The organism is Rahnella sp. RFA10(1/100) (assembly GCF_004195115.1).
Classification (GTDB): Bacteria; Pseudomonadota; Gammaproteobacteria; order Enterobacterales; family Enterobacteriaceae; genus Rahnella; species Rahnella perminowiae.
The window spans coordinates 208176-223597 of record NZ_SEWR01000004.1; the positions used below are offsets into that span (position 1 = coordinate 208176).

Genomic DNA, 15422 nt, shown 5'->3' on the forward strand with positions numbered 1-15422 from the left:
CTGCTCTGAATCGCTGATTATTACGTGAAATTACACTGCACCCACAAACCGCCAGTCAACGTGCTGCTCCTGATGGAACAGTTGGTCACTGAGCGGCCAGGGGCGTGAGCGGCAAAACTCCACCCGGTCAGTGGGCATAATCTCGCCTTCCCTGAGTGCAAGAATGGCGTTCTGGCTGAGTCCTTCGCGCGGCAGCCACGCAATCTGCCAGTATCCGCTTTTCGGACAAGGTTCACCGGTTTTACACAGCAGACTTAGTGAGGCACTTTTATCAAAATCCGGTGACGTCGGCAGCGGCCTGCCGGTTTCAGGGTTGAGCTGTTTGTCTTTCGCCAGCTTCTCTATCAGGGCTTCGCTGGGTTTGGTCGGCGGAATGTTCGCTTTGCGATCTTCCAGCCATTTTATCTTGCCATCCCAGGCAGGGAGTGGGGCCGGTGGAAGGGGGACGATATCGTTGATTTCAGGGACGCTGGGGTTAGCATAGGAATAATTACCCAGCATTTCGCCAATTTTCTCATAACGCCGGGCACGTTCAGGATCTTTTTTCTGGTCAAGATAGTACATACTTGTAGATTCAGGCTCACCAAATCCTTTTTGCAGGGCATAAGCTGATATTTCATCACCAGCAGCAATTCCCAACTGAAATGCCTCAAGTGATTCCAGATATAGAGCTCTATTTTTTTGGTTGATTCCTAGGGCTTTTGCTGCTTCCCCCTCTCCCTGTTCGGCAGCACAACGACACATTTGCCGGGAAATATTAGGAGCCATATCTGCCGGGAATAGTTTCTTACCTACATAGGCCTGTGCCTGAGGATTCCCTTCATCAGCGGCTTTACGGTAGTAGCGCAGAGCCAGTTCCTGATCCTCCTTTAAACCGGCTGCGCCGTGCTGCAAGTAGATGGCGGTAAAGTAGTAACCGCTGGCAACTTTAGCGTTTATCAACTGCTGGCTAAGGCGAAAACGCTCATCTGGTGTGAGAGTGAACTGCCCACGGAACGAACCATTTTGCAGGTTAATATTTGCTTTGTAATGACCATTCTCGGCAGCGATGCGATATAAACGTTCAGTTTCAGCATCCACCGTTTTGTCTTGTTTCAGCAGATTATTTTTCTGTAGCCAGCGGGCGTATTTGAATAATATTTCGCTATCGGCAGAAGCTGCTGGAATGATTTCGTGTTTGCAGGTAAAGGCCAGCTTGGCATTAATATTTGAAAGTAAATCCATGGGAACATCCTTTTTTACAGCTTTTATAGCGGTCAGGGCATTGCTCTGGTCACAGGCTGTCAGCAATAGACAGAATGAAAATAATAATTTGCGCATCAGTCCTGATCCTTCAGTGTTACTTTGCTATAAAGAAACTTAATCAGTGACGCTTTGGGGGCATCCTTTTTTGTTCCCTGAAGATCTTCATTATCACCAAGAAGATACCCCCAATCTCTGAAAGCATCAGTAGGATCGTCCTGCATTCCTATTCCATTTGTATGCAACTTCCACAGCCGCTGCCGCAGTGCTTTAGTCACGCTGGCCCAGTCATGAGCAATATTCATTTCGCTGTCGACCTGCATACTACGGGTGTTGATATTGGCGGAACCATGGGTCGTGAATACATCGTTGATGATCATCAGCTTGGAATGCACATAGACTGGCATCCAGTTACCTTCGGGTGAATCGGGTGCGACAAGAGAACAGATATGCACCTTCAGGCCGGGAATGTTGACCTGCAAAATTTCTCTGTTTCTTATTTTTTGAATTTCTTTTTCATATTCGTCCAGTTTTTCCTGCGCTGCCGGGTCGCGCGGATCATAATAAGCCGGGCGCGGGTCATTAACCTCCTCAACCTGCATTTCTTTTGTCACATTAGGGATGGTATCTGCACGCCCAAGGCTTTCGAGCATACGCTGTGTGTTGACGGTTCCGGCTCCGATGCCTTCGTCCGTTACATTAGTAATAACAAAGAGATACAAAGAGCCGTCTTTTTCAGGGACACGGCCCGCTTTAATCTGGGCGGAAATATTATTCTTTATCGCTTCAGCGAGCGGTGGCCAGCGAAAATATTGATTCTCTATATAGATAAACTGTGTCGCGTTATTCACTGTCTTCAGGTAAAGCTTTTCGATATCCCGTTTGCCTTCCTGCGCCTGAGTGCGCAGGAGTTGGGCCATCAGCGGGGTGCCAAAACCAGTTCGCGGCTTAAGTTTCTTAGCGACTTCTTTGGCATTGCGGTGCTTTATCAGGTCTTCCCCGGTCTCTTTACACCATGCGGTGGCGAAATTTTCATGAAGATGTTCAAGAATAGGACCTGTCACCCGGCTGGAAATATCCTGTCGGGGCAGAAACCCGCGCGGGCCTTCGTATGGTTCCCAATGGTCCTGGGCGGAAGGGCGGTGCATAGACGAATGTTTATCAGTATCCCAGTATTCATCAAGCATGTTATGCCCCATGACAAAACCGACAGCATGTTCTGGTAATTCGTAGTCAATCAGCACGGTCTTTTGGTGATGCGTTGCGGCCATGGTTAATGCGAAAACTGTGCCGCCGCTGACACTTTTATCGAGAGCCTGCCGGGAAGCCTGATAGGCGATTTCGGCGCGCTCATTGGCATCAAATCCACGGCCGACGAATATTGGAAACGAATCCTCAGCATTTTTACCAGAGCGAAGTGCCTGAGCAGCCATCCCGCCTGAGTACCAGTGTTTCGAGAACCACTTTTTGTCATAAGCATATTGGTCATCAGAAGAAGTTTGCCCGGCCCGATTTTTTAAATTGATGAGGCCATATCCGGGTAAATTGGCCTCTCCGCCGAGACCTGTTGCATTTAAAAACATCTCCCAGCCTAAAATACGAACCTGAACTTTGTTCTCTTGCGCCAAATTGATGAGTAGCTCACCAATACAAGGTGCCTGACCATCCCGAATAAAATACATGGATGGTTGAAACCCCCAGCAGATGATATCGACGGTCTTCTTGGCATTGGCGATGGCTTCATGAACCGCGCGGAAAGCTTCTTCGCCGTTGACCAAAGGCTTGTAGGTTGCGGGAGCAGGCGGGAATTCAGTGCCTTCCACAAACCAGGGCGGAATGATGGTGCACTGACTGGTATCAACAACAGAGACGGGAGAAACAATATCATTTTGACTCATCAGTACTCTTCCTTATCACCGGCGCCATCCAGGAGTTCTTTATAAAGACTGCGGTGCTCGGTGTGTGAGACTGTGGCTGTGGCAGTCGTGAATACCCATACCCTTTAATACGTTGAGTCATTTTGTTCATCCCTGTTAATTCATCCGTTGCTGCTCTGAATCGCTGATTATTACGTGAAATTACACTGCACCCACAAACCGCCAGTCAACGTGCTGCTCCTGATGGAACAGTTGGTCACTGAGCGGCCAGGGGCGTGAGCGGCAAAACTCCACCCGGTCAGTGGGCATAATCTCGCCTTCCCTGAGTGCAAGAATGGCGTTCTGGCTGAGTCCTTCGCGCGGCAGCCACGCAATCTGCCAGTATCCGCTTTTCGGACAAGGTTCACCGGTTTTACACAGCAGACTTAGTGAGGCACTTTTATCAAAATCCGGTGACGTCGGCAGCGGCCTGCCGGTTTCAGGGTTGAGCTGTTTGTCTTTCGCCAGCTTCTCAATCAGGGCTTCGCTGGGTTTGGTCGGCGGAATGTTCGCTTTGCGATCTTCCAGCCATTTTATCTTGCCATCCCAGGCAGGCAGCGGGGCCGGTGGGAGGGGGACGATATCGTTGATTTCTGGGACGGTGGGTTGAGCATACGAGTAGTTGGCAAGAATTCTCCAGATTGCTTCATATCGTCTGGCGCGCTCAGGGTCTTTCGGCAAGGCTAGGTAATCAAGTTTATTAGAAGGTTCAGGACCATTGAATCCACTTTCTAAAAAGCTGGCAGATGTTGAATCACCAGCCATCACCCCTAACTGGAATGCCTTGACAGCCTCTTGATAAAGACCTTTTACTGCCAGTGCATTACCTAGGTCATTAGCCGCTCCACCATCTCCCTGTTCGGCGGCACAATGGAGCATTTGTCTGGATACATCCGGTGCCATTTGTGCCGGAGATAATTTGTCACCAACATAAGCTTGGGCTTGTTGATTCCCCTCATCGGCAGCTTTGCGGTAGTAACGCAATGCCATTTCAGGATCTTGCTGTAGCCCTGCAGCGCCTCGTTCAAGATAAATAGCAATAAAATAGTAACCAGTCGCTATCTTGGCATCGATCAATTGTTGGCTCATGCGCAGCTGCTCATCACTATTTAGTGAAAACTGTCCACGCATCGCGCTGTTTTGTAGGTTGATGCTAGCTTTATAGTGACCATTGGCTGCTGCAATCCGGTAAAGCCGCTCGGTTTCCACATCCACTGTTTTATCTTGTTTAAGCTGGTTGTTGACCTGTAACCAGCGGGCGTATTTATACAATATATCGGGTTCAGCGGGAGCGTCGGGGATAGCTTCGAGTTTGCAGGTAAAGGCCAGTTTGGCATTAACGTTAGTGAGCGGGTCCATAGCAAAATCCTTTTTTACAGAAGTCGTGTTTTTACCGCCGTCACAGGCCGTTAAAAGAAGACAAGATAACAATAATAATCTGCGCATTAGTCCAGATCCTTCAGAGTAGACTCGTTGTAGCGAAACTTTATCAATGGCGCTGCAGGATTATCTACCCCTGTATCCTGAAGCTTTTTATTTCTATCAAGAAGTTTTTCCCAAGCTTCAAATGCTTTGTCAGGATCATCCTGCGCACCTTGCTTATTCGTATGCAGGTTCCAAAGCTTTTGTCGTAGCGCTTTTGTCACGCTTTTCATCTCATGAGCAATATTCATTTCGCTGTCTACTTGCATACTGCGGGTGTTGATATTGGCGGAGCCATGAGTAGTGAAAACATCATTTATGATCATGAGCTTGGAGTGAATATAAACAGGCATCCATTTCTCTGCAGGTGAATCTTTCGCTACCAGTGAGCAAATATGAACTTTCAGACCGGGAACCGTTTCAGGTTTAATTGTGCTGTCCTGAATTTCCTGAGCCTGTTTTTCAAATTCTGCTGTTTTTCTTAGCAAGTCCTGATACCTTTTATTCGCATCGGCAGGATCGAGATATATAGCAGGCGCCGTGGTGAAAACTTCTTCGCTGGCTTTGCCAATCCTGGTCAATTTTGTCACATTCGGAATTGTGTCGGCGCGGCCGAGAACTTCCAACATGCGTTGGGTATTCACCGTGCCAGCACCAATACCCTGATCAGTAACGTTGGTGACAACGAATAAATGTAATGAACCCTGTTCACCGGGATCCCTGCCCGCTTTGCTTTGAACTTCTGCTGCTTTTTTGATGGCTTCTGCTAATGGAGGCCAGCGAAAATATTGATTCTCTATATATATAAACTGCGTCGCATTATTAACTGTTTTCAAATAGAGTTTTTCTATATCTCGTTTGCCTTCCTGCGCCTGAGTGCGCAAAAGTTGCGCCATGATCGGAGTGCCAAATTCTGAACGCTGTTGAAGCTTTTTAGCGACTTCTCTAGCATTACGCATAATGAGTAAATCTTGTCCCGTTTCCCTCAGCCACGCGGTGGCAAAGTTTTTATGCAAATGTTCCAGAATTGGCCCGGTTACCTGACTGGATATATCTTGTCTTGGCAGATCTCCGCGTGGTCCTGTGTTAGGTCCAACTTTATCTTTGGCAAGACGATTCATGGAAGTGTGAGAGTCCGTGTCCCAATATTCGTCAAGCATGTTATGCCCCATAACGAAACCGATGGCATGCTCAGGTAATTCAAAGTCAATCAGCACAGTTTTTTGATGGTGAGTTACCGTGCCTGCCATTGTCAGCACTGTGTAAGCGCTCAGATTCTTATCAATGCTTTGATATGTTGATCTGTAGGCCAGTTCTGCACGATCTTTCGGATTGAATCCACGACCGGCGAATACCGGAGTTTCAGTAAGAATTTTGTTAATATTGTCTTTATCATGCTTAACTTTAGTAAAGCCAACATTCATTCCCGCCGCACTTACCGCTTGGAGTTTGCTTTCGTATGAGTGTTGTCTAAACCATTCGCCATCATAAGCGTATTGTTCCACAGTTGAGGTTTGTCCTGCTCGTGCCTTAATGCTGATAGGACCTTTATTAGGTAAATTCGCTTCGCCAGCAACTCCAGCTGAATTAAAAGGCATTTCCCAGCCAAGGACACGAACCTGCACCTTATTTTTAAGTGCTATTTGGTTGAGTAACTCACCAATACAAGGTGCCTGACCATCCCGAATAAAATACATGGATGGTTGAAATCCCCAGCAGATGATATCGACGGTCTTCTTGGCATTGGCGATGGCTTCATGCACTGCGCGGAAAGCTTCTTCGCCGTTGACCAAAGGCTTATAGGTCGCGGGAGCAGGCGGGAATTCAGTGCCTTCCACAAACCAGGGCGGAATGATGGTGCACTGATTGGTATCAACAACAGAGACGGGAGAAACAATATCATTTTGACTCATCAGTACTCTTCCTTATCACCGGCGCCATCCAGGAGTTCTTTATAAAGATTGCGGTGCTCGGTGTGTGAGGCTGGCGGGTTAATATCAGCGTCAGGCTGAGAGGTATGATGATGAAAACCCCGGTTCGCCAGTTCGCCTTGTTCCTGATTGCGATAAGCACTCACTACCGGGATCTGATAGTGAATGCCATTCGCCATTTCCAGCCGGTAACTTTGGGTTTGCGGCTTGTGCTCGATGTCGACTTTTCCGCTTTTATCCAGCACGCCTTTTTTCACTTCTGTATCATCGGCATACAGCGTGTACGGCATGCCTGCCCAGCTGGTATCCAGAGCATTAGGTGCCTGCGGTACGTTAATTCGCAAAGTCTGCGGAGGAATTTCGGCCTCTTCTTTATCTGATGGCATTTCAGTGTCAGCACTCGGGAAGCGGGGAAAGAGTTTATTCAAACTTGCCGGTCCCATCTTTTGCCAGTTGGTCGATTTAAACAGGATGTTTTGCGGATCGGCGATTTCAATGTTGCCGTCACCGAGTTTGATGTAGCCGCCGCCGCAGGTCAGGATCAGCTCTCTGGCGGCGGTGATAGTGACGGTGCTTTCCGTGCTGGTCACGGTGATGTCGTTTTTGGCCAGCGCCGATAATTCGTCACCCTGTGCCTGAATGTCGACTTTCCCTTTTCCGGCGAAGAGCTTTATGCCGGATTTTTGAGCAAACAAACTGATGCTTTCGCCTGCGGCGGCGGTAAAGGATTTGCCGCTGCTGATGTCGGTATTGCTACCCGACATAATTCCGACGCTTTGGCTGCCGGAGGCAAGGCGCACCGCAGACGGGCTGACGATACCAATGCCATGTGGTGCGGACATCAGGATGCCCGCGGCTTTCAGCTTTACCAGTGAAGCATTGAGCGCTTTCTGGCTCCCGGTATCGCCCGGTGTGGCTTTGGCGATTTCCGCCATCTTCGCCAGACTGCGTGCCAGCGTCAGCGCCTGTTCAAGCTGGACAATGGCTTCGTCCATCTCCAGTTGTTTACCACTTGCAGCAGGTTGTTCATCGGCGCTGATGAATATCCCTTTTCCGGCCCGAATTGCGCCCCATTCATCGGTGCGCAGTTCGAAGCCTTCACCGCGCAGCGCACGGCTGGCATCGACGCTATGCCCGAGGTTGAGCTGTGTCTTGCTGCCGTATTCCGTGCTGAGCTTGATATGTTCTTCGCCACGTTTGTCTTCCATCCGCAGCTTATTGTTGGCTGGCGTTCGGATGACGTTACGGGTGTTGTTGTGCTCCGTGACGTGGTCGGTGTGGCGTGAGTCATGCAACGCATGCGCGATATACGGCCTGTCCGGATCGCCGTCGTGGAAGGCAATCGCCACTTCCGTGCCCTGTATCAGCGGGAAGTGGATACCATACTCGTCACCGCCATAAGGTCTGGCGAAGCGCACCGGCATACTTTCCTGACCCTGCGCTTTACCATCCTGGTCGGCATCGAATCTGACCCGATACAGCCCTGATGTATCCTGCCAGGCATAAATATCATTGGCTTTGGCGCTGGTGACACGCGCCATCAGGGTGCCGCTGACCACGGGACGGAGCAGCAGAGCAGGGCGCCAGCACAGGGTTTCATTGTAAGGTACCGCGTTGAGCCTGACTTTCAGGGCATTCTGCCGGCTGCCGCTGAAGTGGGTGTGGATCAATACGACCGCGGATGACAGCAATTCCGGCAGCGTTGAAGGGATCGCACTGTCGGTAATCGTCAGCACCTGCGCGGGTTGCAATGTGGCATCGTTACTAAAAAAGGAAAGGATTGTTTGTTGTGACAAAAAGCGTTCGTGGTCGAGGCGTGCCATAAAATTGGCGGTTTCAGCCGCAGGGTCGGTTTTGTCGCCCGTTTCCGGATGGCGCGGTTTGTAGTGATACACCTCTCCGTAAGTGATGCTTTCGCCCGCTCCGCGGGTCATGTCTGCTCTGGCAGACTGTAAAACCCGCTGCGCCTCACGGTAGTTGTAATCTTTACTGGTGACGGATGCCTGAACTACGCTGTGCTGAATATTTACGCCCCAGACGGAGTCCGCACCGCTGTCGCTCATCCCGGACGGACTGTTCAGCGGCAGAGTTTTACCGAAATAGTAAGCACTTTGCTTATCGGCAAAGTGGATGATTTCAGTCTGCGCATCAGGTTGCAGGGTGAAGAAATAAAATATCCCCAGTTCAGAAAGCAGGCGCTCGATAAAGGCCAGATCGCTTTCCTGAAACTGGTTTATCTGTTCGCGCTTCGGGTATACCTGTTTCAGCGAAAATTCATACTCCCAGCCTTTGAGGCCGTGTTCGGTCAGCACCTGTTCAATAACGTCAGGAACGGATTTGTTCACAAAGAAGCGGTGTGTACGAAACTGATTTGCAAGCAGTGCCAGAAAGGGCTCAAGCGTTACCTGATATTGCACCTGATCCGCTGAGCCTGATATCCGGCTAAAATCCGTGATCACACCATGTACGATTTTTTGTGCAGACAGGCTTTCCAGCGGACCTGTGCCCATGGTGAACGTCGCCGGCTGGCGGAGTAGCTGGCGGGGATCGATATCTTTTTCCGTACTGGTAAAGGTGAGGGTGTAGCGATAAAGCTGGCTCATGCCTTCGTTGCCGGTGAAACTCTCCATATCCAGCAAGGCCTGACAGGAAGGTACTGTCAGGCGATAACGGTTCAGGGTGGTTTTCGAGAGCGACAGCAGGTTTTGTGCAATATCCATCATGCGGGTATCTCCTTATATTTATTAGCCACACAACACCGCAGCACGTGCAGGATCAATAGCAATTAACCCCACCAGCAGATTCTCCATTTCAGCATGCAGCCGCGATTTGTCGGTGTCTGCTCGCCCGGATTTCATGCGCAGCAGTTTCAGGCGTCTGGCTTTCACTTCAAACAGCAGTTCAGGTTCCCATTGCGTGAGGGTGAGCGTGGAGCCATTGCTGTCCAGTTCCCCCAGCAGATGCAGCGCCATGTCATTTTTGCCGTATTGCTCGGCAACGCGGGCCATCAGCAGACGTACCAACCATTGATGGCGGGGCGTGCGGGCACCGGGGCGGTTTTGCAGCCAGTTCAGGGCGGCTTCTACGCCGCTACTGTCAGCCTGTGCCAGCGCTTCCGGTTCAAGTTGCAGAATATCGTCATTGCCTGCTGTGGACGCCGATGCAGAGGGTTCGTTACCCCAGCTTTCCTGAGATGTCATGACCTGTTGGTTGATCCAATTCAGTGTGACTTCATCGGCGAACGGGCTGCCATCATCAAATGCCAGCCCTTCGAGACCGGGTAAGCGGGTGAGCATTCCGTTTAAATCCTGCTTAATGATGTCAGCCCAGGCTTCATAGGGTGCGCCCGCTTTGATCAGCGCCTGATGGAGATACCATTGCAAATCCAGCCAGAGATGATTCACGCCCTGAGCGAACAGGCTGTCTGTCTGCTCCAGCAACTCCAGCCAGCTTTGCTGCAGATAAAGTCGCTTGAGCAACGCGCGGTGTTCCGGTTTCGGAGGCGCCAGACGGGTCCGGCCATCAGCGGCAAGGGGAGGCAGTTCATGCACTGTATCCAGGCGGATGCTTTTAATCAGATGATGACCTGAGAGCCAGCCGGATGGCTGATCACGCAGGTATTGCGCCAGCAATCTGGCCTGTTCTAAGAGTTCACGCCCGGAGGTGACCGGCTTCAGTACCGGGGATTCTCCGGTTGCAGCTGAATGCTGAATGCTTGTAGTTCTGCTGTTTTGCGGAATGACAGCGTCAAAACCGCCGGACTGTGCAAGGCGGTTTTCCAGCGCGGCATAGAGTGCCCCAAACTGCGGTCGGGAGGATTGCTCCCACGTACTTAATCCTTGCTCAATTAAAGCCAGTGCGCCCACGATGCGGGAAAAATCAGCCTTATCCACTTCCGGGAACAGCGAGAGACTGTCGAGCATGCGTGAACCCGACAGCCATTCCATCGAGGCTTTCCTGCTGGCTGGCCGCAACGGATGCAGGGTTTCACCAAAGCGTGAGATCAACCCGGCCAGCAGGGAAAGGCCATCGGCCAGCCCGGCTTCACCGTCGCGATGCAAGCGCGCCCAGATGTAATAGGTGGCAACGCGGACGTCCTTGCAGTGCGTGATGAGCAGATTTTCCGCCAGTTCGCAGGTCAGAGAAGTATCCGCGCCGGAAAGTTTGTTTACCTCTTCACGCATCTGCTGGAAGCTATCGTCATAACCCGGGTCTTCGCCAGTTGGCGCTTCTGCGGTTACCGGATGGAGCCAGTTATCCCAAAGCAAGGCTTGCTGTTGTGCCTGTGCTAACAGAGACGAAGTTTCAGCAGAACATGCATTCTGTAGGGTAATTAATGTGGACATTACGGCTCCTCAGCGACAGCGTCGGGATCAAAAGGTTTTTCTACAGAGGCAACCCGTGCCGCCTTAACCTGGAAAATCTGCGCGGGGAGAGTGAAGTTTCGCAATCTCAGCAACGCCAGCGGACCTTCACCCGCCTCCGTGCGCAGGGTGTAATTCAGCCGTCTGCCATCTGGTGCTTTCCAGGTGATGTTAAAGCTGCTGCTCACGCCCTGATACGGCGCAACGGCGGCTTTATCGAGCAGACGTATTAACCCCCAGGCACCCGGCAGATCGGCGAACTGACGTGTGCCTGCCTGTGTGCTTATCCAGCTCAGGCTTGCGCCGGGCGCTTCGGTATCATTCGGCCAGGTGAAGCGTTTCCACGTCGGAAGCTGGTTGTAATAGCTGAGTTTCTGACTGTCGATCACCAGATCTGTCTGCATGACATCTTTGGCTGTCCCCGGACGCAGTTCAAAATGCACACCCGCTTCGCCGTTGGTGAAAACCACGTCAGACAGGTAGCTCAGGGTATCCAGAGCTTTCAGGAAGACAGGACTGAAGGTCAGTCCTTGTGCATTGATACTGTCCGGCACCCAGTGGCTGCCTTCTTTGTGCAGTACGCCGTTCAGACGGGTTTGCAGGAAGCGGGCGATGCGACCGCTGTCGCTGTTGAGATAGCGGGCCATCAGCGGCAGTGACACTTCGCTGCTGGTATTTTTTAACGGATAACGACCACCGAATGCGCTGTTCCAGTCATTGACGATGGCTGTCTGCCATTGCGCGTTCAGACTTTCTGCCGCCGGGGTCAGAACTTGCTGCCATGCCTGCTCCATCGGCCGGACAAATATTGTCTGTCCGAATCCGCTCCATTCCTGACCCAGACTCGCGGCCACCAGACTGCCGTAATCGCGGGTTTCTGTCAGATCAACCGCTTTGCCCTGAAATACTGTCTGTGCCAGTGTTTGCGTCATTGCCTGCGGATCGGCGGCATTCACAACTTGCTGAAGTTTAAGACGCACCTGCGTAACCCGCGTCAGGAAGGTTTGCAGACTGAGACTGGCATTGCCTTGCCCACTGGCTTTCTTGTCCATCAATGTCAGTATCGGACCAAACGTCGCATTCAGCGGACCTTGTGCACCGGCCTGCTGATCTATGGCCGGTTGTTCATCACGGTTTAAGAGATTTTTTGCAGATTTCACCAGCGAGTCAGATAAAGCTTCGCCGCTTTGACCGGTTTTGCCTTGTATGTTAAGGGTATTCATCAGTGCCACCAGTGGCGACTGACGCACGTCCGCCATCAGGGTCAACTGATCGATAGCATCTGACAGTGTTTGTGCCTGTTGCCAGTGCAGACTGTTCAAGAAATCCAGCCAGCTTGCGGAGAAGTCTGCGAAATAGCGTTCTTTCAGGCGTGCCTGAAGTGCTTCAGGTGAATCCTGCTGCAACACGGCGGTTTTGTTGTCACTCAGCACCCAGTCCATTTCTTCACGTCGTCCATTGACCACTTTATCAATCGCCGGTTTGACGGACTCCTCCCAGGCTTTACGGGTGAACATGCCCGGCACCACGGCATCCGTGGTCAATATCTTTTCAGCATCCGTATCGCCAGCCATATCAGCCAGCGTCATATCTGCATACTGGTGAGCGACCTGTAGAAGCATTTTCTGATAAAGCGAGGATTCACTGTTACGGGCACCCATCATGCGAACCAGTAAGGTGCGAACCTGACCGATAAGATTTTCATCTGCAGAAAGTTGCCATTCCGGATGACGGGAAAGGTTACGGCCATAAAAATCCAGAAGGAGAGGACCTTCTCCCTGCCATACACCATCCGGTGCTCCTTTGCGTTGCGGCCAGTCGCTTAATAGCGTTTTGCTGAACCATGCCGCATCCATTTTTTCAGGGCGTGACAGCATCAGGTAGAGCTTTAACTGGTCGTAAGCGGGCTTCACCAATGCATCCCGGCGCAGATCATCCGGTGGAAGACCGGTGAATGTGGTGAGCTTGTCTTCAAGGTACTGAGCGGCGGCGTCACGTAACAGAGGTATCGCACTGGCGGCATACTGTGGCCAAAGTGCAGCCAGCAGAGGATCATTCTGATTCAGTCCGAACCGGCTAAACCAGGGTGCATGCTGCTGGCGGTATTGAAGCCTGTCGAGCGTGTTTTGCAGTTCGCGCTGGGCTTTGAGTCGCGGTGGTAGCGCCTGCTTCACATCCGCAGCCTGTTTCACCTGCGCTTCGCTGGTATTAATCGTCTGGCGGTTAACGATAAAGGACATCACCATTCCCGCGCCCCATAACACCATCATACCTGCTGCAATCATGCCGCACGTTTTACCCCACGCGAACCCGAGCTTTTTGACCGCCAGCCCTGCGGGTAATGACGACAGTGAGCCGAGCAAAACATCCCAACGGTTATCCTTGCCCCAGTGATGTTTTACCGTGCGCTGTGCATTGACAGATGCCGGGCTGAACATGATGCCTGCAAGGGGAGAAGGGCGGTAAGGGTTGAGCAACGCGGCCACAGGTTCAGCAATAAAGTCCGGTTTATGTGCGAGTTGATCAGCAAGCTGCAACAAAAACAGATTCTGCCTGCTGACGCCGATTTGCTGCATGCCTTGTTCGATCAACGTCGGCACCAGCGCGGTAAGTTGTTTTCTCAGTTCATCCGGTTTGCAGGCGGCAGGCAGCAGGCAGCCCACAGGTTGCGTGATACGGGCTTTATTTTGATTTCCCGCTGAATGCAGTGACCACACGTACAACGGCAGTCGCCATCCCAGCAGATCAAAGCGAACTGAAAACGCTTTCGCGGCGCTATCCATCATGTCGGCAGAGAGAGGTGTTTGCGTCTGCAACTGACCATTCTCCGTATGCTGCGCCAGTGCAGATGTCACCCAAACCAGGCCATCCAGCGGGCGGCGGCGCAAATGGCGCAGTGCAACAAGCCATGCGCTGTCGGCCTGCGCGGCCAGATCGCCACCCCACAACAACACGGTGCCGCTGTCTTCCTGCCAGTATTGCGATGTCAGGCCGGGAGTCAGACGCTCAACATCGGCAGCGCTGCCGGTAAGCAGCAAAATACGGACTTTGTGTGACCAGAAGCGGCCGTAAGTCTGGCGCAGGGCTTCGCGGATTTCGGTTACCGTGACGTGGCGCGGCGGTGTTTGCAGCAGACGTTCTTCACTTCCCGGCAGGACGTTCTGCTTTTTTTCTTCTTCGCGGTGCATGAGTTGTTGCACCAGTCGCAGCAGCGCAGGGCCAAAACGCAGCACTGCTCCTAGCAAGCAGATCATCAGGAAGGCTGCGGCTTTTTTGCCGGTAGTATCGAGACCGAGTCGTTCCCCGTGATGCCAGACAGCCCATCCAATGAGGCTGAATACAGCCAGCAGCAGAACCGTCAGGCCCCCAAAACGCCATAGCCTACTTAATACGCTCATCCCCACTCCCTGTTGCGATGGTGTAAACAAAATTTTCTGCTCCTGTTGTGGATAACGCTAACCAAGATTGTTGTCCGATATGAACAAAATCAGCCCCCAGCGCGAGGGTAAACCAGGGAGAGTAAGGTCCCTGAATGCCGCAATATGTTTCGACTGTCAGAATATTTTCTGCCTGCCATCGGGTGCCAACTGCATTTCCGATGGTGATAACTGCGGCGGAGGACGCGGTCCATTTTTGGTGATCACCCAGGACGCTAGTAGTCTGGCAAGCCTGCGTTTGTGTTGTAAGAAGCAATGTCAGCTCTTCGTTGAGATTATCCACATGCAGCGGCATAGGACGCAGTACACGGACGATGTGTGGCAGAGCATATTTTTGCGCGACATCATCACTGGTGAACAACAATGCGGCCAGACCGTCGGAATAACGTGTATCCCCGTGCATCTGCTTCACCAAAATCAACTGCACCGTAGATTCCGGTTGCCCGAGTCTTTCATCAAGTGACCGGAATGAAAGCTGATCGGTGATGTTCAGCGATGCAGGACGAAGGTTTTCAGGCGCACGGGTCTGCCAGCACTCATCAAACAGGGCGAATAATTTCTGCCTGCCTGATTCGGGTTCATCGGTTAATACCGTGACCTGAAGTGCTAACTCAGGGGGGAGTATCTGCAGGGCACTCTGAATACCTTCCAGCAACGTATTAATTACCGACTTGTTATCTTTCAAATAATCAATGTGGCGAACCAACCCCTGTTGCTGCGGTAAACCTCTCAGATTTTGTTGTAACAGTGCTGCTGAAATACTGTCCGGTAGCATCACGCAACTTGCGGATATTGCGATATAACGTTCTGCCCACGCGGTCCATTGTTGCTGAGCGTGTTCAGCCTCACGCTGGAAGAACTGGAAACGCTCCATTTCGCGGCCATAAAGATAACCACAGGTACTGAAAGTCAGTATCCAGAGCACGACGGGAATCAGCGCGAATAACCAGATATTGATCGGTTTCAGCACGCTTAGTGATCCGGAAGCATGTAAAACGAATAGCAACACACTGGCAATCACCGCCAGCACACCACTGATTAACCAGCCGCCGGAAGAAGGAGGTGAGGGTTGTTCAGTCGTAAAGGGTTTTTGACGTTCCCAGCCCATGA

The 15422-nt window shown here is 51.6% G+C and carries 8 protein-coding genes; all 8 read right to left on the bottom strand.

The annotated features are described in order from the left end of the window. Positions 1–30: 30 nt before the first annotated feature. The 8 genes from ETV65_RS14420 to ETV65_RS14455 all read right to left on the bottom strand — a co-directional run bounded on the left by ETV65_RS14420 (position 31) and on the right by ETV65_RS14455 (position 15420). Positions 31–1320 carry a DUF6396 domain-containing protein gene (locus ETV65_RS14420; RefSeq protein WP_129953509.1) on the bottom strand — a complete coding sequence of 430 codons (1290 nt, stop codon included), beginning with the start codon at positions 1318–1320 and terminating at the stop codon, positions 31–33. After that, positions 1320–3140 carry a phospholipase D-like domain-containing protein gene (locus ETV65_RS14425; RefSeq protein WP_129953510.1) on the bottom strand — a complete coding sequence of 607 codons (1821 nt, stop codon included), beginning with the start codon at positions 3138–3140 and terminating at the stop codon, positions 1320–1322. The genes ETV65_RS14420 and ETV65_RS14425 overlap by 1 nt, the downstream gene beginning before the upstream one ends. 180 nt (positions 3141–3320) lie before the next feature. Continuing rightward, on the bottom strand, positions 3321–4604 hold the full coding sequence (locus ETV65_RS14430; RefSeq protein WP_129953511.1) for a DUF6396 domain-containing protein: 1284 nt from the start codon (positions 4602–4604) through the stop codon (positions 3321–3323). Beyond that, a complete protein-coding gene (locus ETV65_RS14435) occupies positions 4604–6493 on the bottom strand; it encodes a phospholipase D-like domain-containing protein (protein ID WP_129953512.1) in 1890 nt (629 codons plus the stop codon). The genes ETV65_RS14430 and ETV65_RS14435 overlap by 1 nt, the downstream gene beginning before the upstream one ends. Further along, a complete protein-coding gene (vgrG, locus tag ETV65_RS14440) occupies positions 6493–9231 on the bottom strand; it encodes a type VI secretion system tip protein VgrG (protein WP_129953740.1) in 2739 nt (912 codons plus the stop codon). The genes ETV65_RS14435 and vgrG overlap by 1 nt, the downstream gene beginning before the upstream one ends. Positions 9232–9255: 24 nt before the next feature. Then, positions 9256–10857 carry a type VI secretion system protein TssA gene (gene tssA / locus ETV65_RS14445; protein WP_129953513.1) on the bottom strand — a complete coding sequence of 534 codons (1602 nt, stop codon included), beginning with the start codon at positions 10855–10857 and terminating at the stop codon, positions 9256–9258. Further along, the gene (locus tag ETV65_RS14450; RefSeq protein WP_129953514.1) at positions 10857–14273 is read right to left on the bottom strand and encodes an ImcF-related family protein; all 3417 of its coding nucleotides are present in this window, start codon (positions 14271–14273) and stop codon (positions 10857–10859) included. Before ETV65_RS14450 ends, tssA begins: the two co-directional genes overlap by 1 nt. After that, entirely contained in the window at positions 14257–15420 is a 1164-nt protein-coding gene (locus ETV65_RS14455; protein WP_129953515.1) for a type VI secretion protein, read from the bottom strand. The genes ETV65_RS14450 and ETV65_RS14455 overlap by 17 nt, the downstream gene beginning before the upstream one ends. Positions 15421–15422 lie beyond the last annotated feature (2 nt).

What these genes read in the sequence shown, in the direction of transcription:
- ETV65_RS14420 (WP_129953509.1), bottom strand. Translation starts at nt 1,320, where the DNA reads ATGCGCAAATTATTATTTTCATTCTGTCTATTGCTGACAGCCTGTGAC.
- ETV65_RS14425 (WP_129953510.1), bottom strand. Translation starts at nt 3,140, where the DNA reads ATGAGTCAAAATGATATTGTTTCTCCCGTCTCTGTTGTTGATACCAGT.
- ETV65_RS14430 (WP_129953511.1), bottom strand. Translation starts at nt 4,604, where the DNA reads ATGCGCAGATTATTATTGTTATCTTGTCTTCTTTTAACGGCCTGTGAC.
- ETV65_RS14435 (WP_129953512.1), bottom strand. Translation starts at nt 6,493, where the DNA reads ATGAGTCAAAATGATATTGTTTCTCCCGTCTCTGTTGTTGATACCAAT.
- vgrG (WP_129953740.1), bottom strand. Translation starts at nt 9,231, where the DNA reads ATGGATATTGCACAAAACCTGCTGTCGCTCTCGAAAACCACCCTGAAC.
- tssA (WP_129953513.1), bottom strand. Translation starts at nt 10,857, where the DNA reads ATGTCCACATTAATTACCCTACAGAATGCATGTTCTGCTGAAACTTCG.
- ETV65_RS14450 (WP_129953514.1), bottom strand. Translation starts at nt 14,273, where the DNA reads ATGAGCGTATTAAGTAGGCTATGGCGTTTTGGGGGCCTGACGGTTCTG.
- ETV65_RS14455 (WP_129953515.1), bottom strand. Translation starts at nt 15,420, where the DNA reads ATGGGCTGGGAACGTCAAAAACCCTTTACGACTGAACAACCCTCACCT.